Source organism: Klebsiella sp. 54, from assembly GCF_018223875.1.
Classification (GTDB): domain Bacteria; phylum Pseudomonadota; class Gammaproteobacteria; order Enterobacterales; family Enterobacteriaceae; genus Klebsiella; species Klebsiella quasipneumoniae.
The window spans coordinates 21,667-44,329 of the sequence record NZ_JAGRRA010000011.1 but is presented as its reverse complement, the minus strand read 5'-3'; the positions used below and the strand labels follow the sequence as shown (position 1 = coordinate 44,329).

19 protein-coding genes are annotated in these 22,663 nt (G+C 55.7%); 5 read left to right on the top strand and 14 right to left on the bottom strand.

All coding sequences use genetic code 11. The features are described from left to right. Positions 1-6 precede the first annotated feature (6 nt). The 4 genes from KHQ24_RS20795 (at position 7) to KHQ24_RS20780 (ending at position 3,608) form a co-directional block, all read left to right on the top strand. Positions 7-1,191, top strand: a complete 1,185-nt coding sequence (locus KHQ24_RS20795; protein ID WP_032456771.1) for an MFS transporter — start codon at positions 7-9, stop codon at positions 1,189-1,191. Next, positions 1,160-2,119, top strand: a complete 960-nt coding sequence (gene yidZ / locus KHQ24_RS20790) for an HTH-type transcriptional regulator YidZ (RefSeq protein WP_004202291.1) — start codon at positions 1,160-1,162, stop codon at positions 2,117-2,119. Before KHQ24_RS20795 ends, yidZ begins: the two co-directional genes overlap by 32 nt. A gap of 310 nt (positions 2,120-2,429) precedes the next feature. After that, the gene (locus KHQ24_RS20785; RefSeq protein ID WP_072140520.1) at positions 2,430-3,005 is read left to right on the top strand and encodes a 4'-phosphopantetheinyl transferase family protein; all 576 of its coding nucleotides are present in this window, start codon (positions 2,430-2,432) and stop codon (positions 3,003-3,005) included. Between the two features lie 36 nt (positions 3,006-3,041). Continuing rightward, a complete protein-coding gene (locus KHQ24_RS20780) occupies positions 3,042-3,608 on the top strand; it encodes an NADPH-dependent FMN reductase (RefSeq protein WP_004202293.1) in 567 nt (188 codons plus the stop codon). A 45-nt stretch (positions 3,609-3,653) separates the two neighbouring features. Here the strand turns inward: KHQ24_RS20780 and KHQ24_RS20775 are convergent, their stop codons facing one another. After that, the gene (locus KHQ24_RS20775; RefSeq protein ID WP_211777443.1) at positions 3,654-4,991 is read right to left on the bottom strand and encodes an NCS2 family permease; all 1,338 of its coding nucleotides are present in this window, start codon (positions 4,989-4,991) and stop codon (positions 3,654-3,656) included. A 169-nt stretch (positions 4,992-5,160) separates the two neighbouring features. On the opposite strand from KHQ24_RS20775, the gene yieH reads away from it, so the two are divergent. Further along, the gene (gene yieH, locus KHQ24_RS20770; RefSeq protein ID WP_048293941.1) at positions 5,161-5,826 is read left to right on the top strand and encodes a 6-phosphogluconate phosphatase; all 666 of its coding nucleotides are present in this window, start codon (positions 5,161-5,163) and stop codon (positions 5,824-5,826) included. A gap of 174 nt (positions 5,827-6,000) precedes the next feature. On the opposite strand, the gene KHQ24_RS20765 is transcribed toward yieH, so the two are convergent. The 13 genes from KHQ24_RS20765 to atpA form a co-directional block, all read right to left on the bottom strand. Then, entirely contained in the window at positions 6,001-7,167 is a 1,167-nt protein-coding gene (locus tag KHQ24_RS20765; protein WP_122543546.1) for an alpha/beta hydrolase-fold protein, read from the bottom strand. A 38-nt stretch (positions 7,168-7,205) separates the two neighbouring features. After that, positions 7,206-8,837 (bottom strand): carbohydrate porin, encoded by a 1,632-nt coding sequence (locus tag KHQ24_RS20760; protein WP_017899655.1) that lies wholly within the window; start codon positions 8,835-8,837, stop codon positions 7,206-7,208. A 473-nt stretch (positions 8,838-9,310) separates the two neighbouring features. Further along, positions 9,311-10,036 (bottom strand): phosphate signaling complex protein PhoU, encoded by a 726-nt coding sequence (phoU, locus tag KHQ24_RS20755; RefSeq protein ID WP_004107251.1) that lies wholly within the window; start codon positions 10,034-10,036, stop codon positions 9,311-9,313. Positions 10,037-10,086: 50 nt separating this feature from the next. Next, complete coding sequence (gene pstB / locus KHQ24_RS20750; protein ID WP_004145006.1) at positions 10,087-10,860, bottom strand: phosphate ABC transporter ATP-binding protein PstB; 774 nt, start codon at positions 10,858-10,860, stop codon at positions 10,087-10,089. 47 nt (positions 10,861-10,907) lie between these two features. After that, complete coding sequence (gene pstA / locus KHQ24_RS20745) at positions 10,908-11,798, bottom strand: phosphate ABC transporter permease PstA (protein WP_004202301.1); 891 nt, start codon at positions 11,796-11,798, stop codon at positions 10,908-10,910. Further along, a complete protein-coding gene (pstC, locus tag KHQ24_RS20740) occupies positions 11,798-12,757 on the bottom strand; it encodes a phosphate ABC transporter permease PstC (RefSeq protein WP_004202302.1) in 960 nt (319 codons plus the stop codon). Before pstC ends, pstA begins: the two co-directional genes overlap by 1 nt. Positions 12,758-12,885: 128 nt before the next feature. Continuing rightward, a complete protein-coding gene (gene pstS / locus KHQ24_RS20735; RefSeq protein WP_004150308.1) occupies positions 12,886-13,926 on the bottom strand; it encodes a phosphate ABC transporter substrate-binding protein PstS in 1,041 nt (346 codons plus the stop codon). Between the two features lie 339 nt (positions 13,927-14,265). Then, a complete protein-coding gene (glmS, locus tag KHQ24_RS20730) occupies positions 14,266-16,095 on the bottom strand; it encodes a glutamine--fructose-6-phosphate transaminase (isomerizing) (RefSeq protein ID WP_004202303.1) in 1,830 nt (609 codons plus the stop codon). 186 nt (positions 16,096-16,281) lie between these two features. After that, the gene (gene glmU, locus KHQ24_RS20725) at positions 16,282-17,652 is read right to left on the bottom strand and encodes a bifunctional UDP-N-acetylglucosamine diphosphorylase/glucosamine-1-phosphate N-acetyltransferase GlmU (RefSeq protein WP_023319401.1); all 1,371 of its coding nucleotides are present in this window, start codon (positions 17,650-17,652) and stop codon (positions 16,282-16,284) included. Positions 17,653-18,347: 695 nt separating this feature from the next. Beyond that, positions 18,348-18,767: a F0F1 ATP synthase subunit epsilon gene (locus KHQ24_RS20720; protein WP_001251971.1), complete on the bottom strand. Its 420-nt coding sequence runs from the start codon at positions 18,765-18,767 to the stop codon at positions 18,348-18,350. A gap of 20 nt (positions 18,768-18,787) precedes the next feature. Further along, on the bottom strand, positions 18,788-20,170 hold the full coding sequence (gene atpD / locus KHQ24_RS20715) for a F0F1 ATP synthase subunit beta (RefSeq protein WP_004144997.1): 1,383 nt from the start codon (positions 20,168-20,170) through the stop codon (positions 18,788-18,790). Between the two features lie 26 nt (positions 20,171-20,196). Continuing rightward, entirely contained in the window at positions 20,197-21,060 is an 864-nt protein-coding gene (gene atpG, locus KHQ24_RS20710; protein ID WP_004144996.1) for a F0F1 ATP synthase subunit gamma, read from the bottom strand. Between the two features lie 50 nt (positions 21,061-21,110). Then, entirely contained in the window at positions 21,111-22,652 is a 1,542-nt protein-coding gene (gene atpA, locus KHQ24_RS20705; protein WP_004144995.1) for a F0F1 ATP synthase subunit alpha, read from the bottom strand. Between the last annotated feature and the right edge of the window lie 11 nt (positions 22,653-22,663).

Sequence of the window (22,663 nt, the reverse complement as noted above, 5' to 3'; positions counted from 1 at the left end):
GATCTCATGACACGCTTTCTTCTCTGCAGCTTTGCCCTGGTTCTGCTCTATCCCTCCGGCATCGATATGTATCTCGTCGGCCTGCCGCGTATTGCTCAGGATCTGGGAGCCAGCGAGGCGCAATTACATATCGCCTTCTCGGTCTATCTGGCCGGAATGGCCTCCGCGATGCTGTTTGCTGGCCGTATCGCCGACCGCTCGGGGCGTAAGCCTGTCGCCATGGTGGGGGCGGCGATCTTTGTTATCGCCTCCCTGCTCTGCGCGCAGGCGCACACCAGCAGCCACTTCCTTACCGGACGCTTTATCCAGGGGATCGGCGCCGGCTGCTGCTACGTGGTGGCTTTCGCTATTCTGCGCGATACGCTGAACGACCGTCGACGGGCCAAAGTGCTGTCGTTGCTCAACGGCATTACCTGCATCATCCCCGTGCTGGCGCCGGTGCTCGGCCACCTGATCATGCTGAAATACCCGTGGCAGAGTCTGTTCTACACCATGATCGGCATGGGGGTAACAGTGGGTTTGCTGGCGGTATTTATCCTGCGCGAGACGCGTCCGACGGCGCCTGCGCAGACGGCTATGCCGCAGCATGGCGCGGGCGAATCGCTGTTGAACCGCTTTTTCCTCAGCCGCATTCTCATCACCACCCTCAGCGTGACGGCGATCCTCACCTACGTGAACGTCTCGCCGGTACTGATGATGGAGGAGATGGGGTTCGATCGCGGCACCTATTCCATGACGATGGCGCTGATGGCGATGGTCAGCATGGCGGTCTCCTTCTCGACGCCGTTCGCCCTGTCGCTGTTTAAACCACGCACCCTGATGATAACCTCGCAGCTGCTGTTCCTGGCGGCAGGCGTGGCGCTGAGCCTCGCCACCCAGCAGGTCGTCACCCTGGTCGGGCTGGGCATGATTTGCGCCGGCTTCTCCGTCGGCTTCGGCGTCGCAATGAGCCAGGCCCTGGGGCCATTCACGCTGCGCGCCGGTGTCGCCAGCTCGGTCCTCGGCATCGCGCAGGTGTGCGGTTCGTCGCTGTGGATTTGGCTCGCCGCCATCATCGGACTCAGCGCAATGAATATGCTGATCGGGATACTCATTGCCTGTAGCATAGTGAGTCTTGTTCTGCTACTGGTCGCCACTCCGCCGCGGGTTGCGCAACACAATGAAGAAGCCGCTTTCGAGTCTCGATCTTAATTTACTGCTCTGCCTGCAGCTCCTGACCCAGGAGCTCAGCGTCACCCGTACGGCGAAGCGGATGAACGTTTCGCCCTCGGCGGTGAGCAAGTCGCTGGCCAAGCTGCGCGCCTGGTTTGACGATCCGCTGTTTGTCAAAACGCCGCTGGGCCTGGCGCCTACACCGCTGGTCAGCAGCATGGAGCAGGATCTGGCGGACTGGATGCAGATGGGCAACCAGATCCTCGATAAACCGCACCACACCATGCCGAGCGGCCTCAAGTTCGAGCTGGCGGCGGAAACGCCGTTGCTGATGATCCTGTTTAACACCCTCTCCCAGCGCATCTATCAGCGCTACCCGCAGGCATTGATTCGTTTGCGCAACTGGGACTACGACTCCCTGGACGCCATCATCCGCGGCGAGGTGGATATCGGCTTCTGCGGACGCGAAAGCCATCCGCAGTCGCGGGAGCTGCTGAGCCTGCTGCCGTGGTATATCGATTTTGATGTGCTGTTCACCGACCTGCCGCAGGTCTGGCTGCGCGCCGATCATCCGGCGCTCAGGGAGGAGTGGGATCTGGCGGCATTCTTACGCTATCCGCATATCACCATCTGCTGGGAACAACGCGATACCTGGGCGCTGGACGACGTGCTGCAGGAGCTGGGGCATAAGCGTAATGTGGCGCTGACCGTGCCGGGGTTTGAGCAATCCCTCTTTATGGCGGCTCAACCGCAGCACACCATGCTGGCCACCGCGCCACGCTACTGCCAGCACTATAATCAGCAGCATCAGCTACCGCTGGTCTCCCGGCCGCTGCCGCTAGAGCCGCAGCATCTGGAAAAGCTTCGCGTCCCCTTCACCTTGCTATGGCATAAACGCAACAGCTACAACCCGAAGCTTGTCTGGCTTAGAGATACGTTGAAAGCGCTCTATTCCGGTACGCTGTAAGCTTTGTTTCGTGTCCGTAGCACCTTATTTGCGCAATAATTTGTAAAATCCAAACAAATTCCCTTTTCAAGGGGGGATTTCGGCATTAAAACCTGTTAATACCAGGCGATAATAGCGCCCGCAGTTTTCATTCAGACCATTACTCACGGAGCGACGTATGGCAACGCATTTTGCACGAGGGATACTCAGTACCGGGGAGCCGCTATCGACACGTTTGTCAGCGGCCTGTCATCAATCCGCACGTCGGCTCCCTGAATACCGGCAAGCCCGCTTTCGCGCTTCGCGGTCGCTGCTCGCCGAACTGCTGTTTATGCTTTACGGCATCGGCGAGCTGCCTGAAATCGTTAACGAAGCCAATGGCCGACCGGTTTTTAGCGATCGTCACCTTCCCCGCTTCTCTATCTCTTATACTGGCAATATCGTTGGCGTAGCGCTGACCACCGAAGGGGATTGTGGCCTCGATATGGAGCTGCAGCGCACTGTCCGCAGCCACGACGCCGACCGGCAAAATTTCAGTAACAATGAGAATCTGTGGGTTAACATTCAGCATGACCCGGACGAAGCGCGCAGCCAACTGGTGGCGCTGCGGCGCAGCGTGCTGAAGCTGACCGGTGAAACATCAACGCAGCTGCAGCTGCTGCCTGGCTCCGGCCGCCTGCGTACCGCCGGCAGCCTGCCGATCGAAGCCGTCTGTGACGCCGAATCGCTGCTGGTGTGGTCGATTGCCGCTACCCCGAATATCGGCCCGCTGAAGGTCTGGGAGTATGACGCAAAGGGAGGCGACTGGCACAGCCTGGCGGACGCTCAGCGGCGCGCGCGCGAGCCGTCAGCCCGCCTGATGCGCTTTACCAGCCTACCCACGGAAAAAACCTTATCCCTCAATTGACCGGTCTTGCCGGCATCATGATCCAAAGGAGCAATCATGTCAGATACCTTGAAAGTGGTTACGTTACTCGGCAGCCTGCGTAAAGGGTCGTTTAATGGAATGGTCGCGCGTACCCTGCCCGGCATCGCGCCGGCGGGCATGGACATCTCCGCGCTGCCGTCAATCGGCGATATTCCGCTGTACGATGCTGATATTCAGGAAGAAGAGGGATTCCCGCAGCGCGTGCAGGAGATTGCGCAACAGATCCGCGAGGCGGATGGCGTGGTGATCGTCACCCCCGAGTATAACTATTCCGTGCCTGGCGGCCTGAAAAACGCCATCGACTGGCTTTCACGCCTGCCAGAGCAGCCGCTGTCCGGCAAGCCGGTGCTGATTCAAACCAGCTCAATGGGCGCCATCGGCGGCGCGCGCTGCCAGTATCATCTGCGGCAGATTCTGGTGTTCCTCGATGCGATGGTAATGAATAAACCGGAATTTATGGGCGGCGTGATCCAGAACAAAGTGGATCCGCAGTCAGGTGAAGTGGTCGATCAGAGCACCCTCGACCATCTGCGCGGCCAGCTGACCGCCTTTGGCGATTATATTAAGCGGGTAAAAGCATAAAAAAAGCCCGGCAGCGATGCCGGGCTTTTTCATCATGCGTGCGGATTAATGTGCATCAATAAAGACAATCTTCAGCACGAACAGCAGCGAGACGATAATTACGCAAGGGCTGAGGTCGCGCAGACGGCCGGTGCCGATCTTCATCACGCAGTAGGAGATAAAGCCCAGGGCGATACCTTCAGTGATCGAGAAGCTAAACGGCATCATCACCGCGGTGATAAACGCCGGTACCGCTTCCGTCAGGTCATCCCACTTCACGCGCGCCAGGCTGGAGGTCATCAGCACGCCGACGTAAATCAGCGCGCCGGCGGCCGCATAGGCCGGAACCATCCCCGCCAGCGGAGAGAGGAAGATAACCAGCAGGAACAGGATACCGACGACAACGGCGGTCAGGCCGGTGCGCCCGCCTACGGAAACGCCGGAGGAGGATTCGATATACGCTGTTACCGACGAGGTGCCGATGAAGGAACCTGCCACCGACGAGACGCTATCGACAAACAGCGCCTGCTTCATGCGCGGGAATTTACCGTTGGCGTCCGCCAGACCCGCTTTATCCGTCACGCCGATCAGCGTCCCGGAGGAGTCAAACAGGTTGACCAGCATAAAGGAGAAGATTACCCCGGCCAGGCCCAGATTCAGGGAGCCCGCCAGATCGACATGACCGATCACCGAAGTCACGCTCGGCGGCGCTGAGACGATACCGGTGTAGTGCACATCCCCCAGCATCCAGCCCAGCAGGGTGGTCACAACGATAGAGACCAGTACCGCGGCGTGAATGTTGCGCGACGCCAGAATCGCGATGATAAAGAAGCCCAGCACGCCCAGCAGCACGCTGTGGGAAGTCAGATGACCAATGCTGACCAGCGTTTCCGGGTTAGCGACGATAACCCCGGCGTTCTTCAGGCCCATCATACCGATAAACAGGCCGATCCCGCTGGTGATGCCCACGCGCAGGCTCAGCGGAATATTGGCGATCATCCAGTAGCGTACGCGGAAGATCGTCAGCAGCAGCAGGCCGACGGCGCCCCAGAAAATCGCGCCCATGCCGACCTGCCATGGCAGGCCCATCACCTGCACCACCACAAAGGCGAAAAAGGCGTTCAGGCCCATCGCCGGCGCCAGAGCAACCGGCAGGTTCGCGAACAGCCCCATCATGATACTGCCGAAAGCGGCAATCAGACAGGTGGTCACAAACACGGCGCTGGTATCCATGCCCGCTACGCCAAGAATTTGTGGGTTAACAAAAACGATATACACCATCGTCAGGAACGTGGTGAAACCGGCGATGGCTTCCGTGCGCACCGTGGTGCCGTGCTCGCGCAGTTTAAATACGCGCTCCAGCAGACCCTGGCCAGAAGACTGGCTGGTTTGTTGTTGACTCATTATCGGTTTCCGAACGTAAGGAGGGAAAATTCGACGCTATCCTATACCAAATTACAGCGCCAGGCGCGGTTGTATGGTAATTTTTTTCATTTATTTTGCTTATACGGCAACGATTGCGTCGCGGCATTGAACATGACGAAAACGTTAAACTTGTTAATATGGAATGGCTATGACTCAACCAGAAGCAGTATTTTTTGACTGTGACGGCACGCTGGTCGACAGCGAGGTAATTTGCTCCCGCGCCTACGTGCACATGTTCCAGGAATTTGGCATTACGCTGGAGCTTGCAGAGATTTTTAAGCGCTTCAAAGGCGTAAAGCTGTACGAAATAATCGACACCATCAACGCCGAGCATGGCGTTAACCTGCAAAAGGCCACCCTGGAGCCGATTTACCGTGCGGAAGTCTCCCGCCTGTTCGATAGTGAACTGGAGGTGATTGCTGGAGCCCAGGCGCTGCTGGATGCGGTAAGCGTCCCGATGTGCGTGGTCTCCAATGGCCCGGTCAGTAAGATGCAACACTCTCTTGGCCGCACCGGCCTGCTGCACCATTTCGCTGACCGGTTGTACAGCGGCTACGATATTCAGCGCTGGAAACCCGATCCGGCGCTGATGTTCCATGCCGCAAAGGCGATGAACGTTAACGTTGAGAACTGCATTCTGGTTGATGATTCCAGTGCAGGTGCACAATCGGGAATAGCCGCCGGCATGGAGGTGTTCTACTTCTGCGCCGATCCGCACAACCCGCCAATCGATCATCCCAAAGTGACAACCTTTACCGATCTGGCTGCGCTGCCGGCATTGTGGAAAGCGCGCGGTTGGGATATCACTCGCTAGCCCCCGGCGTCGCCTGGCCGGGCGACGGTTGGCAGCAAGGGTAGCCCGGTAGCGCTGTGATCTCGCCCAGAACAGGATGGCTGGCGACCGGCTTAACTCATTATCTTCGGACACAAGCACTTTCATCTTGTCTTTCTTCACTCGCGGAAAACGGGGGCTAAACGCCCCCTCCGGCTATTTAAACAGTTTTTGCACAAACTCCGCGTAGGCAGGGCGCCAGACGTCCATTTCATGGTTCAGGCCGGGATAGGCGTGATAGTCAAAGTTGATCTTCTGTTTTTCCAGCTCGCTTTTCAGACCCGCGATGTCTTTGCCGGTCACGGAATCTTTTTCCCCGACGACCACGGTAAAGTTACGCAGCTGTTTATTGATCGCCTCAGGATGCTTCAGCTGTGCTTCCACACCAGCATTCGGCACCGTGGTGGTTGTGACGCCGCTAAACGTGGCGAGCCAGCCAAAGCTCTCCAGATGATTCATTCCGGAGACCAGCGCCTGATAGCCGCCCTGCGACAGCCCGGCGAGCGCCCGGCCATCCGCGTCTTTACGCACATTAAAACGCGCATCAATCAGCGGAATGATATCGTTCATCAGCTCGTTATCAGCCGCTTTCGCATTTAGCGGATAGAAGGTTTTGCGTCGCTCCTGCGGCGGGAAGTTTTCCGCGATGGCTTCCGGGATATCGGTTTCGGTATCCGGGACCACCACCAGCATTGGCTTGATCTTGCCCTCCGCTAGCAGGTTATCCATGATTTGCGGGATCCGCCCCTGATCGATGGCCGACAGGCCGCTGTCGCCAAAGCCATGATAGAAATAGAGCACCGGCAGCGGATCGCCGGTTCCGCTATAACCCGGCGGCGTCCAGACATAGAGACGACGTTCAGCGTTCAGTGCCTTTGAGTGATAGGTAAGGGTGCGCAGATCGCCGTGCGCGACCGCCCGATCGTCAAGAATACTGCCCGGCACCAGAATCAAACTGGTGTTCACCTGGCGCTGCGGCTTCTGATAGCGGCCGCCGGTATCTACCGAGCGGAAGCCATCCACATCGAAATAGTATTCATAGAGATTGGGCTTCATCGGCTCGCTTTTCCATGTCCAGACTCCGTCCGCTGCCTTGGTCATGTCGTGCGAGACAAAGGTGTCCGGCGTGGCGCCGGTGACTACCGAAACCCGCCGGGCATCAGGGGCAAACAGGCGGTAAGTGATACTTTTATCCGCGTTAACTTGGGTGATAAAGTGGCTCACCGGCAGGGAGGGGTCCGGCACCGCGGGCAACGGTGCCGCCTGAATGGTGAACGCCGCGCCCGCCAGCGCCAGGGCGAAATAAATTGCATGTCGTTTCATCGTTATTCCTCTTATGTTGTGTCCGTTCTGTTATCGTCTCACCACCAGATTTCCGCCTGCGCCCCTACGGCAAACTGATCGTTTTTACCGTCTTCAAAAATGCTGGTGGTGTTATTCGCGGCCTTATCCAGGTCGATATCCTTCGCTTTAATATAGGTGGCATAGAAGCGAATTTCCGGGCGCGAGGTCAGCATACTGGTATTAACTTTGAAGGTATGGAACAGCGTGGTCTTATAGCCGGACTCGTTATATTTTTTGCCGGTAACATCTTTGTTTTGCTGCTTGAAGTACCCCAGTTCGACGCCGGTCTGGTTATATTTATTCCAGATATAAGCCGGTCGCAGGACCGTACGGATGGATTCAAAATCGGAGTGGGCCCCGGTCTCGTAGCTGTAAACGTCGTTACCAAAAGAGTAAACGATGGCATTCGCCATAATAATGTCATCACGTAAATAGGTTTCCCCTTGCGAGGTTAAGCGCACGGCGGTGCCATTGGTATGGTCGCCATAATAGCGGCCGTTAAAGGTTGTATAGGGGCTGGATCCGGCATAGCGCGAGAAGCTGCTGGCAATGGAGTTATTCGCCAGTAAGAAAGAGAATTCGTTAAAGCCGCCGTTAGCAAATTTTTGCGTTAACGAGGTGCCGGCCATCCAGGTATCTTTCCATGGATAATAGCCTTCATTGCCCTCTTTATATTTCTCAGAAGAACTTTGGTTGGCAGCGACATAGCGTCCGCTGACCATCAGGCTGGCTTTATCCCACAGCGGGATCTCTTTGTAACGGATATCAAGGGTATTGGTGTTTATTTGCTGCTTATTGCTCAAGGAACGATCGTAGTCATCAACATCTTCCCGCACCAGCGCGATATCGAATTTCCCGACGCCAACCTGCCAGTTTTCCAGCCCCACGCCAGCCGCCGCATCGGTTCTCTGCGTTTTCCAGTCCAGCATCTGGATCTCGATTTTTGGCGCACCGTGTTTGCCGACCCAGAAATCGGCCTCCGGGGCAAACGGCAGGAATCCTTTGGTGTTAACGTACATATCCGAGAATTGGATGTAGTTTTCGCCGCCGGCATTGTCGCCAAACCAGCCAGTGGAATACTGCTGGCCAACGTTCCCGTCGAGCATCACGATGGCGTCGACGCGTTTATCGCCTTCCTGAAACACCCGCTGCTTCAGCTGCAGATCGAACCAGCCGGAATATTCATTGCCCAGACGGCCAAGCGAGCCGATGGCCCACGATTTTGGCGAGCCATGCGAGGCGGTTCCCCAGCCCGAGCGGAAGTAGCCGTTATAGCTAAAGCCAATTTCATCTTTGACGAACCTGCTAAAATCTTTCAGCGTCATCGCGCTGTAGGCTGGTGCACTGTCTGTAGCAGGTTGTTGATTTTTGACCAGTACCGCATCCGGTTTCACCGCTGCTTTCGGTCCGGCTGCCGCCGCGACGTTGCGCTTCTGGCTCTCTGCAGGCGGAGACCATGAGGCCCAAATCTGGTCTCTTTTTCTCTCCTGGTCTTGATATTTTTTGAGCTCTTTTTGCGTATCGCTGAGCGCTTTTTCCAGCAACTCAAGCCGTTGCTCTACCGTCAGCTGGCTCGCGATCAGGGAGGTTGAATAACAAAGCGGCGCCAGCAAGGCTATCGCCGAAGCGATCCTGGTTTTTCTCATCATAATATTCCCTTATATAAGTATTGGCATTAATAAAAACGACAGCGACAAGCATCGCGCGGGTTCAAATAGCTTTATCCATACCGCTTAAGGGCGCGGGGACTGTTATTTTTGCGCCTGGAAAAAAGCAAAAAAACCCGAAGAAGACGATCTGCCTTAACAGATAATCCTCTTCAGGTTTTGCCCGCGCATCGCGGTAGCAACCCTTATTAAGTCATTCTTCGCACGCATAAAAAAACCTGATATCGCCGCCGTGGTGGCAATATCAGGTTTTGCCTGCTGTCGCAGTAACAATCCGTTTAAAACATTCTGAGCTTGCGCGCTCAGTCAGTGGATGCTGATTGTTACGCGATAAAATGAAGAACTCAAACGGGCAGCCTGTTAATTGTGACGATAATCTCAGCAATATCGCTGCCGGTGGAGGAGTCATATCTAATTCTGATAAATCCATTCATCAGAATTAGACAAAATGATTATTACTCTTTCGGATCTTTACCAGCGAGCAATTTATCCAGTTCATCACCGCCCACATGACGGAAATCCTGGCCTTTGACGAAGTAGAAAATATATTCGCAGATATTCTGGCAGCGGTCGCCGATACGCTCGATGGAGCGCGCGCAGAACAGCGCCGTCAGGACGCTGGGGATAGTGCGCGAGTCTTCCATCATGTAGGTCATCAGCTGACGTACGATACCTTCATACTCCTGGTCGACTTTCTTGTCTTCGCGATAGATACGTACCGCCTCGTCGAGATCCATACGCGCGAAGGCATCCAGCACGTCATGCAGCATCTGCACCGTATGGCGGCCCAGCGATTCAAGGCTCACCAGCAGCGGCTGATGCTGCTGGGAAAACTTCTCCAGCGCGGTACGGCAGATTTTATCCGCCACATCGCCAATGCGTTCCAGCTCAGCGATAGTCTTGATGATCGCCATCACCAGGCGCAGGTCGCTGGCGGTCGGCTGGCGCTTGGCGATGATGCGCACGCAGGCTTCATCGATCGCCACTTCCATCATGTTGACCTGTTTGTCGCCGTCAATCACGCGTTTCGCCAGTTCGCTGTCCTGGTTATGCATTGCGGTGATCGCATCAGAAAGCTGTTGCTCCACCAGCCCCCCCATGGTCATCACCTGGGTGCGGATATACTCCAGTTCAGCGTTGAACTGGCCGGAAATATGTTTGTTAAGATTTAGGTTGTCCATGGTGTCTCCTGATTGCCCAACTGGTGAGAGCCTGAAAGCACAAGGGCAAATCAACCGTAGCGGCCAGTAATATAATCTTCAGTTTGTTTCTTCGCGGGCTTGGTGAACAGATCATCCGTATTGCTGAACTCAATCAGCTCGCCAAGATACATAAATGCCGTATGGTCGGAGCAACGCGCAGCCTGCTGCATGTTGTGAGTCACGATAACGACGGTGTAGTCCTGTTTCAGCTCGGTGATCAGTTCTTCGATACGCCCGGTGGAGATCGGGTCCAGCGCGGAGCACGGCTCATCAAGCAGCAGCACTTCCGGGCGGATCGCGATACCGCGGGCAATACACAGACGCTGCTGCTGACCACCGGAGAGAGAATACCCGCTCTGGTGCAGTTTATCTTTGGTTTCGTTCCATAATGCGGCTTTGGTCAGCGCCCACTGCACGCGCTCGTCCATATCGGCACGGGACAGTTTTTCAAACAGGCGCACCCCGAAAGCGATGTTGTCGTAAATGGACATCGGGAACGGCGTTGGCTTCTGGAACACCATGCCAACCTTAGCGCGCAGCAGGGCGATATCCTGGGTGTTAGTCAGAATATTGTCGCCATCCAGTAGGATCTCACCTTCCGCACGCTGCTCTGGATACAGTTCAAACATTTTGTTGAACGTGCGCAGCAGGGTGGATTTACCACAGCCTGACGGACCGATAAACGCCGTTACCTGGTTTTTGGTGATATCCAGGTTGATGTTCTTCAGGGCATGGAATTTGCCGTAGTAGAAGTTCAGGTTACGAACTGAAATCTTACCCGGAGCTGTATTCACCATACTCATCTCAATCTCTTCCTCATTCAGCGCAGCCGTGGCTGCGCCGCAAAAAATTAACCGTGTTTCTTCTTGGCGAAGATAACGCGCGCCAGGATGTTCAGCAGCAAGACGCACAGGGTGATAATCAATACCCCGGCCCATGCCAGTTGCTGCCACTCCGCAAACGGACTCATGGCAAATTTGAAAATGGTCACCGGCAGGTTGGCAATCGGCTGCATCATGTCGGTGCTCCAGAACTGGTTAGACAACGCGGTGAACAGCAAGGGCGCCGTTTCCCCAGCGATACGGGCGATAGCCAGCAGGATCCCGGTCATAATCCCTGAGACGGAGGCTTTCAGGGTGATCGCCGAGATCATCTTCCACTTCGGCGTCCCCAGCGCATAGGCCGCTTCACGCAGGCTATCCGGCACCAGTTTCAGCATGTTTTCGGTGGTACGAATAACGATAGGCACCTGCAGCAGCGCCAGGGCGATAACGCCCGCCCAGCCCGAGAAGTGCTGCATCTGCGCCACCACGATGGTGTAGACGAACAGGCCGACCACGATAGACGGTGCGGAAAGCAGAATATCGTTGATAAAGCGGATAATTTCAGCCAGCACCGACTTGCGGCCATACTCCGCCAAATAAATTCCGGCGAGGATACCCAGCGGCGTACCAAAGACGGTTGCCCACAGGATCAGCAGGCCGCTGCCGGCGAGGGCGTTGGCCAGACCACCGCCCGCGGTATTCGGCGGCGGCGTCATTTCGGTAAACAGCGCCAGACTCATGCCGTCGAAGCCGCGGGTTATGGTCGCCATCAGGATCCAGATAAGCCAGAACAAACCAAACGCCATGGTGGCCATCGACAGCGCCAGAGCGATACGGTTCTTCATGCGGCGTTTGGCCTGCATCTTGCGGCGGGACTCCGCCAGCTCGGCGGTGCTTTGCATTTCAATGGTCGCCATTAGCGTGCCCCCTCATTCTTCGCGAGGCGCATAATCATAAACTTCGACGCCGCCAGAACGATAAAGGTGATAACGAACAGGATCAGGCCCAGCTCCATTAGCGCCGCCACGTGCAGGCCGGTTTCCGCTTCGGCGAATTCGTTGGCCAGCGCGGAGGTAATGCTGTTCCCCGGCATATACAGCGATATGCTGTCGAGCTGGTAGGTGTTACCGATGATAAAGGTGACCGCCATGGTTTCACCCAGCGCGCGGCCCAGACCGAGCATCACGCCGCCGATCACCCCGTTTTTGGTGAACGGTAAAACGATGCGCCAGATCACTTCCCAGGTGGTGCAGCCGATGCCATAGGCCGACTCTTTCATCATCACCGGCGTCTGTTCGAAAACATCGCGCATGACCGCGGCGATATAAGGGATGATCATGATGGCCAGAATGACGCCAGCGGCGAGAATGCCAATCCCAAACGCCGGACCGGCAAACAGCGCGCCGACGAACGGGATGGTCGACAGGACGTTCCCCACCGGCTCCTGAAAGTAAGTCGCAAATAGCGGGGCGAAAATAAACAGGCCCCACATGCCGTACACGATACTCGGGATTGCCGCCAGCAGCTCAATCGCAATGCCCAGCGGGCGCTTGAGCCAGGCGGGGGACAGTTCAGTCAGAAACAGCGCGATGCCGAAGCTCACCGGGACGGCGATCAGCAGCGCGATAAAGGAGGTCACCAGAGTTCCGTAGATCGGCACCAGCGCGCCGAAGATTTCGTTGGGCGCATCCCACTCTTTGGTCCACAAAAAGGCAAAGCCAAACTTTTGAATGCTCGGCCAGGAAGAGATGATCAGGGAAACGATGATGCCGCCCAGCATCAATAGCACAATCAGCGCAGCCAGTTTTACCAGCGCACTGAAAATTATGTCACCCTTTTTCCCCGGAGGGGTAAATGCAGGCTTGGTTGCAGCCATAGATTACTCTTTACGTATTAAAACTTGTTCGAATAAATGCCCGGTGGCGTTGGCTCCCGGGCCTACAGTCTGAACCGTAGGGCGGGCAGCGCCTGAACGCCCCCGCCATCTTCGTCAAAAATCTACTGTTAGTACAGCGCTTTACCGCTGCTGTCTTTGACGTTGGTTTTCCATGCCGCACGAACCTGCTCTACCACGCTTTCCGGCAGCGTCGCGTAATCCAGCGCATTGGCTTCTTTCCCGCCGTTTTTATACGCCCAGTCAAAGAACTTCAGCACTTCGGCGGTCTGCTCAGGCTTGTTCGTCGCCTTATGCACCAGGATGAAGGTGGTTGAGGTGATCGGCCATGCGTTTTCACCTTTCTGGTTAGTCAGGTCCTGAGCGAAAGACTTGCTCCAGTCAACGCCTTTTGCGGCGTTAGCGAAGTTGTCTTCAGTCGGGCTAACCGGCTTGCCGTCGGCAGAGACCAGTTTGGTGTACGCCAGGTTGTTTTGCTTGGCGTAAGCGTATTCGACGTAACCAATCGAGCCCGGCAGACGCTGAACAAAAGCGGCGATACCGTCGTTGCCTTTACCGCCCAGACCGGTTGGCCAGTTAACGGTAGAGCCTGCGCCGATTTTCGATTTCCACTCTTCATTCACTTTGGACAGGTAGCTGGTGAAGACGAAGGAGGTACCGGAACCATCGGCGCGGCGAACCACGGCGATATTCTGCGACGGCAGCTTCAGACCCGGGTTGAGCTTAGCGATCGCTTCGTCATCCCATTTTTTAATTTTACCCAGGTAGATATCGCCGAGGGTTTTGCCATCCAGCACCAGCTCGCCGGATTTCACGCCAGGCAGGTTAACCGCCAGCACCACGCCGCCAATCACGGTCGGGAACTGGAACAGGCCTTCCTGGGTCAATTTGTCATCAGCCAGCGGAGCATCAGAAGCACCGAAATCCACGGTGTTGGCAATAATCTGTTTAACGCCACCAGAGGAACCAATACCCTGGTAGTTCACTTTATTGCCAGTTTCTTTCTGATAGGTGTCAGCCCATTTGGCATACACCGGCGCAGGAAAAGTTGCACCTGCGCCAGTCAGGCTTGCTGCTGCGAAAGCAGAGAAAGCGCTCATCGATAAGGTCGCGGCGACAACTGTTGCGACGGTGGTACGCATAACGTTCATAATGTCTCCTGCTGGGATTCGTAAATCATTGTTTCGAGGCTATGGTGAGCAAAATAGGTCAAAGAGGTGACAGTAAAATGTACGAATTATGACAGTTTTATGACACGCCAGGAGGAGGGATTTTACGTCAAATAATACGCTTATAACTCAAATGGTTATCTACTAGCATGACCACACAATGACAGAATAATTTTCTTTTTATGACAGCGAAATCGCAGAGCAAAACGATCGTTTGTCATCTATCGCCTGCCCAGATATTGCGCACAAGATCGGCGAAAAACAGCAGGTAAAAATAAAAAAGGGCCGCCGCCGGCAGCCCTTTGCAAAAGAGATAATACGTTACTCAACCGTGACCGATTTCGCCAGGTTACGCGGCTGATCAACGTCAGTGCCTTTGATCAGCGCAACGTGATAAGCCAGCAGCTGCAGCGGTACGGTGTAGAAGATAGGCGCGATGCTCTCTTCGACATGCGGCATCTCAATGATGTGCATGTTGTCGCTGCCGTTGAAGCCGGCGTCACCGTCGGCGAAAACGTACAGCTCACCGCCGCGGGCGCGAACCTCTTCGATGTTGGATTTCAGTTTTTCCAGCAGCTCATTGTTCGGCGCCACTACGATCACCGGCATTTCCGCATCAATCAGCGCCAGCGGGCCGTGCTTAAGCTCGCCTGCCGCGTAGGCTTCCGCGTGAATATAGGAGATCTCTTTCAGCTTCAGCGCCCCTTCCATAGCGATCGGGTACTGATCGCCGCGGCCAAGGAACAGCGCATGATGCTTATCAGAGAAACGCTCTGCCAGCTGCTCAATACGCTTGTCCTGGGAGAGCATCTGCTCGATACGGTTCGGCAGCGCCTGCAGGCCGTGGACGATATCATGCTCAATGGACGCATCCTGGCCTTTCAATCGCGCCAGTTTCGCCACCAGCATCAGCAGCACCGTCAGCTGAGTGGTAAAGGCCTTGGTCGAGGCCACGCCAATTTCCGTTCCGGCTTTGGTCATCAGCGCCAGATCGGATTCACGCACCAGCGACGAGCCCGGCACGTTGCAGATGGCCAGCGAGCCGAGATAGCCCAGCTCTTTCGACAAACGCAGCGCCGCCAGGGTATCGGCGGTTTCACCAGACTGGGAAAGGGTGATCATCAGGCTGTTACGACGCACCGCAGACTTCCGATAGCGGAATTCGGAGGCGATTTCCACATCGCACGGCACGCCGGCTAACGCCTCGAACCAATAGCGGGAGACCATCCCGGAGTTATAGGAGGTCCCGCAGGCAACAATCTGAATATGTTCAACCTGAGCCAGCATTTCATTGGCGTTCGGTCCCAGCTCGCTGAGATCGATTTCGCCGTGGCTGATACGCCCGGTCAGGGTGTTCTTAATCGCATTTGGCTGTTCGAAAATCTCTTTCTGCATATAGTGGCGATAGATACCTTTATCGCCGGCGTCATACTGCAGATTGGATTCGATCTCCTGACGCTTCACTTGCGCAGCGGATTTATCGAAAATCACCACCGAGCGACGAGTCACTTCCGCAATGTCGCCTTCTTCAAGGAAGATGAAGCGGCGGGTAACCGGCAGCAGCGCCAGCTGGTCGGAGGCGATAAAGTTTTCCCCCATGCCCAGACCGATAACCAGCGGGCTACCGGAGCGGGCCGCCAGCAGGGTTCCCGGGTCGCGGGTATCCATGATTACGGTGCCGTAAGCGCCGCGCAGCTGCGGGATGGCGCGCAGCACGGCTTCACGCAAGGTTCCACCTTGTTCCAGCTCCCAGTGCACCAGATGGGCGATAACTTCGGTATCGGTCTCAGTGACGAAGACATAGCCGCGAGACTGCAGCAATGCGCGCAGCGGCTCGTGGTTTTCGATGATCCCGTTATGGACCACCACAATGTGTTCAGAAACATGCGGATGCGCATTGCTCTCAGACGGTTCGCCGTGCGTCGCCCAGCGAGTATGGGCGATCCCGGTACCACCGTGTAACGGTTGCTCTTCGACCGCCTGAGCCAGCATCTGTACCTTACCCAGGCGACGCACGCGAGTCATATGACCTTCGCTGTCGACTACCGCCAGACCGGCAGAGTCATAGCCACGGTATTCCAGACGACGTAAACCTTCGAGAAGGATTTCAGCAATATCACGCTGCGCGACTGCGCCAACAATTCCACACATAGTTAAATTTCCTGATAATGGCGATATGCCATGCGTTGTCGCTGACCTGTATTTGCCCGTTTCCCGGGCGCCCCGAGCCTTGTAGAGAGTGGGGTTATTGTTATGGTACTGCCTGCGGACGGGGATCTATGTTGACCCTCTCATCCTGGTTCGCCGGGCGTTGTACACCCCCGGCGACAATTCTGTTCATTTTTTCTTCACCGGACGCTGCCAGCCCTGCTTATGGACCTGCGGCACGCGGCTCAACACCAGTTCGTTATCGGCGATATTGCGTGTGACGGTGGTGCCGGCGGCGATAGTGACGCCGTTGCCTACCGTAACCGGGGCCACCAGCTGGGTATCCGAGCCGACAAAGACATCGTCGCCAATAATCGTTTTATGTTTATTCGCGCCATCGTAGTTGCAGGTGATGGTGCCCGCGCCGATATTGACGTTATCACCGATCTCCGCATCGCCCAGATAGGTCAGATGACCCGCCTTGGAGCCTTTGCCGAGACGCGCTTTTTTCATTTCCACGAAGTTGCCAACGTGGGCGCCTTCCAGCAGTTCGGCGCCCGGGCGCAGACGGGCAAATGGGCCGATGGTGCAGGCCGCCTGCAGCTGGGCATCTTCCACCACGCTGTAGGGGCTGATTTCGCAATCATCGCCGATGGTGCTGTTTTTGATCACGCAGCCGGCGCCGATTTTCACACGATCGCCCAACACCACGTTGCCTTCCAGAATAACGTTAGTATCGATCTCCACATCGCGCCCGTGCTGCAGCGTACCGCGCAGATCGAAACGCGCCGGATCGCGCAGCATCACTCCCGCTAGCAGCAGCTTTTCCGCTTGCTCAGCCTGGTAGACGCGCTCCAGGCGCGCAAGCTGCAGGCGGTTGTTGACGCCTTCGACTTCGCTCAGGCGCTGGGGATGCACGGCAACGATCTCGCGACCTTCCTGATGCGCCATGGCGATGATATCGGTGATGTAGTATTCGCCCTGGGCGTTGTTATTGGTGAGATTCGCCAGCCAGCGCTTGAGGTCCGCTCCGCCGGCTATCAGGATCCCAGTGTTAATTTCCTGAATCTGGCGCTGCGCCTCGCTGGCATCTTTGTGCTCAACGATGCCCGTCACCTGGCCATTTTCACGGGTAATGCGGCCGTAGCCGGTTGGATCATCCAGCTTCACGGTCAGCAGACCAATCCCGCCCTGCGGCTTCGCGGCGCGCAGGCGCTGTAGCGTCTCGACGGAGATCAGCGGCACATCGCCGTAGAGCATCAGGATGTCTTCATCATCATTGAAGAACGGCGCCGCCTGCTGCATGGCGTGTCCGGTTCCGAGCTGTTCGGCCTGCAGCACCCAGTTCAGGTTGTCTTCATGCAGCGTCTGACGCAGCAGATCGCCACCGTGGCCATACACCAGGTGTACCGCACATGCGCCTAAATCGTTAGCGGCATCAATGACATGCTGCACCATTGGCTTCCCGGCCAGGGTATGCAGCACCTTAGGAAGATCGGAATACATGCGGGTCCCTTTGCCTGCGGCAAGGATAACCACGCTCATCGCACTATTTGACATACTCATCCTGACGGTAGTTTGAACGAAAAGTAAAAGCCTTTCACGTTGAAATTTCTACATATTTTTCATCATAAAACGAGACGTGGAGAAAACGTCCAGGCTCACTGCTATACACCATTTTATGACGCTATTTTTAACCACTGCAAATCAGTTTAACGCTGAAAAAGGAGGGCGGGGAGGATAATCATTGACTATGTCACTGCTTTTGCTGTTTTTTCGCCACCTGAATAAAGCCGCTGCGGAAAGCGATTTTCAGTACCCACAGCGGGAAGAACCAGGATAATCGTCGCCAGTCGCTGGCGGGGGAGGGCGGCAAAGTGATTGATGTAGCGATAAAAAACGAAAGGCCACCGTCAGGTGACCTTCTTTGCCCGGTTTCACATCGCCAGTGTTGTCGTTTTGATGGGCGATACGTCGTGTCAGCGGGGAAGATAGCGCGGAGCTTAGAAGCTCAGGACGCTAAATTTAGCGATGATTTTATGGAACAGTTTCATGATGATTTCCTGACGCAGGTGCAGTTTGATAACGCTATTTTATGTGATATACATCACATAAAACGGAGTCTACGCTTCATCATTTAACTAATCAATAACAATTAAGGGTGAATTCTGTTTTCACTTCATCCGCTCGTCAGCAGTTGGGCATAAAAAAAGCCAGCCTGGAAACCAGACTGGCTTTTTACGTTCAAGCCGGTGTTACATCGCTTTTTTGGTCAACTCGATAACGCGCAGTTTAGCGATCGCTTTGGCCAGTTCCGCAGACGCCTGAGCGTAATCCACATCGCCGTGAGAGCTCTTAATGTGCTCTTCCGCTTTGCGTTTCGCTTCCAGCGCTCGCGCTTCGTCGAGGTCCTGACCACGAATTGCGGTATCCGCCAGGACGGTCACGCTGCCAGGCTGCACTTCAAGAATGCCGCCGGACAGATAGATAAACTCTTCATGACCGTGCTGTTTAACGATGCGAATCATACCAGGCTTAATGGCGGTGAGCAGCGGTGCGTGTCCCGGGTAAATACCCAGTTCACCTTCGCTACCCGTTACTTGGATTTTTTCGACCAGACCAGAGAACATTTGTTGCTCTGCGCTGACGACGTCCAGGTGGTAAGTCATTGCCATATCACCCTCCGATTAAGGCGTTAAAGTTTTTTGGCTTTTTCCACGGCTTCGTCGATGGAACCGACCATGTAGAACGCCTGCTCTGGCAGGTGATCGTATTCGCCTTCCATGATGCCTTTAAAGCCACGGATGGTGTCTTTCAGCGCCACGTATTTGCCCGGAGAACCGGTAAAGACTTCAGCCACGAAGAACGGCTGGGACAGGAAGCGCTGGATCTTACGTGCGCGAGCTACCACCAGTTTGTCTTCTTCAGACAGTTCGTCCATACCGAGGATGGCGATGATGTCTTTCAGTTCCTGATAACGCTGCAGGATGGACTGAACGCCACGCGCGGTGTCGTAGTGTTCCTGACCAACAACCAGCGGATCCAGCTGACGGCTGGTGGAGTCCAGCGGGTCAACAGCCGGGTAGATACCCAGGGAAGCGATCTGACGGCTCAGTACTACGGTTGCATCTAAGTGAGCAAAGGTAGTGGCTGGGGATGGGTCAGTTAAGTCATCCGCCGGTACGTATACCGCCTGTACGGAGGTGATAGAACCGGTTTTGGTGGAGGTGATACGTTCCTGCAGAACGCCCATCTCTTCCGCCAGGGTCGGCTGATAACCTACCGCTGAAGGCATACGACCCAGCAGTGCGGATACTTCCGTACCGGCCAGGGTGTAACGATAGATGTTATCGACGAACAGCAGTACGTCACGACCTTCATCACGGAATTTCTCAGCCATGGTCAGGCCGGTCAGCGCAACGCGCAGACGGTTTCCCGGCGGCTCGTTCATCTGGCCGTACACCAGGGATACTTTATCGATAACGTTGGAGTCGGTCATTTCGTGGTAGAAGTCGTTACCCTCACGAGTACGCTCACCTACGCCCGCAAACACGGAGTAACCGGAGTGCTCGATCGCGATGTTACGGATCAGCTCCATCATGTTTACGGTTTTACCGACACCCGCACCACCGAACAGACCGACTTTACCGCCCTTCGCGAACGGACACATCAGGTCGATAACTTTGATGCCGGTTTCCAGCAGTTCCTGAGAGCTGGACAGCTCTTCATAGGACGGTGCTGCGCGGTGGATAGCCCAACGCTCTTCTTCGCCGATGTCGCCTTTCATGTCGACCGGTTGACCCAGTACGTTCATGATACGACCCAGCGTAGCTTTACCAACCGGGACTTCGATCGGGTGCTCGAGGTCTTTTACATCCAGACCGCGGCGCAGACCATCGGAAGAACCCATGGCGATGGTACGCACGATACCGCCGCCCAGCTGCTGCTGAACTTCCAGCACCAGAACTTCATTACCATTCTGTACCTCAAGGGCTTCGTACACGCGTGGTACGGCATCCTGAGGGAACTCGACGTCGACCACGGCGCCGATTACCTGGACAATCTTTCCAGTAGCCATCTTAAATCCTCTACGAAATAACCTGGTTAAACCGCGGCGGCCCCCGAGACGATCTCGGTGAGTTCCTGAGTAATGCTGGCCTGACGAGCTTTGTTGTATACCAACTGCAGCTCTTTAATCAGGCTGCCGCCATTATCGGTCGCGGCTTTCATCGCCACCATACGGGCGGCCTGCTCGCTGGCCAGGTTTTCAACCACGCCCTGATAAACCTGAGACTCGACGTAGCGGCGCAGGAGGGTATCCAGCAGCGCTTTCGGATCGGGCTCATACAGGTAATCCCAGGATTTACGTTTCAGATCAGCGTCTTCTGATGCCGGTAACGGCAGCAGCTGAGTGATCGTCGGAACCTGAGACATGGTGTTAATAAATTTGTTGCTGACAACGTACAGCTTGTCCAGACGGCCTTCATCATAGGCCTGCAACATCACTTTTACCGGGCCGATCAGTTCGGACAGGGATGGGTTATCCCCCATACCGGTCACCTGTGCAACAACGTTGCCGCCAACGGAGTTAAAGAAAGAGACGCCCTTAGAGCCGATCATTGCGAGGTCGCACTGAACGCCTTTATCGGACCATGCTTTCATTTCCGCCAGCAGTTTCTTGAACAGGTTAATGTTCAAGCCGCCGCACAAACCACGGTCGGTCGACACCACCAGGTAGCCCACGCGCTTAACGTCGCGTTCTTCCAGGTAAGGGTGCTTATATTCCAGATTACCGTTCGCAAGGTGACCAATCACTTTGCGCATAGTATCTGCGTAAGGACGGCTGGCCGCCATGCGCTCCTGCGATTTACGCATTTTGGAAGCGGCGACCATCTCCATCGCTTTAGTGATCTTTTGCGTGTTCTGGACGCTTGCGATCTTACTACGTATCTCTTTTGCGCCGGCCATGAGCTTCTCCTCAATGCCTTGCGGCCTGCCCTAAGACAGACCGCCAGACGTTACCAGGACTGGGTTGCTTTGAAGGAATCGAGGATGCCTTTCAGCTTGCCTTCGATTTCGTCGTTATAGCCACCGGACTGGTTAATCTCTTGCATCAGCGGAGCGTGATCACGGTCGACGTAAGCCAGCAGTGCGGCTTCGAAGCTACCGATTTTCGCCAGTTCTACATCAGCCAGATAACCACGTTCTGCTGCGAACAGAACCAGAGACTGCTGCGCGACGGACATCGGCGCATACTGTTTCTGTTTCAGCAGTTCGGTCACTTTCTGACCGTGGTCCAGCTGTTTACGGGTTGCATCGTCAAGGTCAGATGCAAACTGGGAGAACGCCGCCAGTTCACGATACTGCGCCAGCGCGGTACGGATACCACCGGACAGTTTCTTCATGATCTTGGTCTGCGCTGCACCACCCACACGGGATACCGAGATACCCGGGTTAACCGCAGGACGAATACCGGCGTTGAACAGGTTGGTTTCCAGGAAGATCTGACCATCGGTAATGGAGATTACGTTGGTCGGAACGAACGCGGAAACGTCACCCGCCTGGGTTTCGATAATCGGCAGCGCGGTCAGAGAACCGGTTTTCCCTTTCACTTCACCTTTGGTGAAGGCTTCAACGTATTCGGCGTTAACACGCGCAGCACGCTCCAGCAGACGAGAGTGGAGGTAGAATACGTCGCCCGGGAACGCTTCACGTCCTGGCGGACGACGGAGCAGCAGGGAGATCTGACGATAAGCAACAGCCTGTTTAGACAGGTCATCGTAAACGATCAGCGCATCTTCACCGCGGTCGCGGAAGTATTCGCCCATTGCGCAACCGGCGTATGGCGCCAGGTATTGCAGTGCAGCAGATTCGGATGCAGTCGCTACCACCACGATGGTGTTAGCCAGCGCGCCGTGCTCTTCCAGTTTACGCACCACGTTAGAGATGGTGGACGCTTTCTGGCCGATAGCAACATAGACGCACTTGATGCCGGAATCACGCTGGTTGATGATGGCATCGATAGCCAGCGCAGTTTTACCGGTCTGACGGTCGCCGATGATCAGTTCACGCTGACCACGACCGATTGGGATCATGGCGTCAACGGATTTATAACCGGTCTGTACCGGCTGATCAACGGACTGACGTTCGATTACGCCCGGCGCGATCGCTTCAACGGCGGAGAAACCGTCGTTTTCCAGCGGACCTTTACCATCAATTGGCGCGCCCAGGGTGTTAACCACGCGGCCCAGCAGGCCACGACCAACCGGAACTTCCAGGATACGGCCAGTACATTTCACCTTCATGCCTTCGGCGAGGTCAGCGTACGGACCCATCACCACCGCACCGACGGAGTCGCGCTCCAGGTTCAGTGCGATAGCGTAACGGTTACCCGGCAGGGAGATCATCTCACCCTGCATACATTCGGCAAGGCCGTGGATGCGGATAACACCGTCACTTACAGAAACAATAGTACCTTCGTTATGAGCTTCGCTCACAACATTGAACTGAGCAATGCGCTGCTTGATCAGTTCGCTGATTTCGGTGGAATTCAGTTGCATGCTCCAGTCCC

Bases quoted from the DNA above. Each gene is read 5' to 3' on its own strand.
- glmU (WP_023319401.1), bottom strand. From the start codon at position 17,652: ATGTCAAATAGTGCGATGAGCGTGGTTATCCTTGCCGCAGGCAAAGGG.
- pstS (WP_004150308.1), bottom strand. From the start codon at position 13,926: ATGAACGTTATGCGTACCACCGTCGCAACAGTTGTCGCCGCGACCTTA.
- atpA (WP_004144995.1), bottom strand. From the start codon at position 22,652: ATGCAACTGAATTCCACCGAAATCAGCGAACTGATCAAGCAGCGCATT.
- KHQ24_RS20765 (WP_122543546.1), bottom strand. From the start codon at position 7,167: ATGAAACGACATGCAATTTATTTCGCCCTGGCGCTGGCGGGCGCGGCG.
- yidZ (WP_004202291.1), top strand. From the start codon at position 1,160: ATGAAGAAGCCGCTTTCGAGTCTCGATCTTAATTTACTGCTCTGCCTG.
- KHQ24_RS20785 (WP_072140520.1), top strand. From the start codon at position 2,430: ATGCTTTACGGCATCGGCGAGCTGCCTGAAATCGTTAACGAAGCCAAT.
- atpG (WP_004144996.1), bottom strand. From the start codon at position 21,060: ATGGCCGGCGCAAAAGAGATACGTAGTAAGATCGCAAGCGTCCAGAAC.
- yieH (WP_048293941.1), top strand. From the start codon at position 5,161: ATGACTCAACCAGAAGCAGTATTTTTTGACTGTGACGGCACGCTGGTC.
- pstC (WP_004202302.1), bottom strand. From the start codon at position 12,757: ATGGCTGCAACCAAGCCTGCATTTACCCCTCCGGGGAAAAAGGGTGAC.
- phoU (WP_004107251.1), bottom strand. From the start codon at position 10,036: ATGGACAACCTAAATCTTAACAAACATATTTCCGGCCAGTTCAACGCT.
- KHQ24_RS20780 (WP_004202293.1), top strand. From the start codon at position 3,042: ATGTCAGATACCTTGAAAGTGGTTACGTTACTCGGCAGCCTGCGTAAA.
- glmS (WP_004202303.1), bottom strand. From the start codon at position 16,095: ATGTGTGGAATTGTTGGCGCAGTCGCGCAGCGTGATATTGCTGAAATC.
- pstB (WP_004145006.1), bottom strand. From the start codon at position 10,860: ATGAGTATGGTGAATACAGCTCCGGGTAAGATTTCAGTTCGTAACCTG.
- KHQ24_RS20795 (WP_032456771.1), top strand. From the start codon at position 7: ATGACACGCTTTCTTCTCTGCAGCTTTGCCCTGGTTCTGCTCTATCCC.
- KHQ24_RS20760 (WP_017899655.1), bottom strand. From the start codon at position 8,837: ATGATGAGAAAAACCAGGATCGCTTCGGCGATAGCCTTGCTGGCGCCG.
- pstA (WP_004202301.1), bottom strand. From the start codon at position 11,798: ATGGCGACCATTGAAATGCAAAGCACCGCCGAGCTGGCGGAGTCCCGC.
- KHQ24_RS20775 (WP_211777443.1), bottom strand. From the start codon at position 4,991: ATGAGTCAACAACAAACCAGCCAGTCTTCTGGCCAGGGTCTGCTGGAG.
- atpD (WP_004144997.1), bottom strand. From the start codon at position 20,170: ATGGCTACTGGAAAGATTGTCCAGGTAATCGGCGCCGTGGTCGACGTC.
- KHQ24_RS20720 (WP_001251971.1), bottom strand. From the start codon at position 18,767: ATGGCAATGACTTACCACCTGGACGTCGTCAGCGCAGAGCAACAAATG.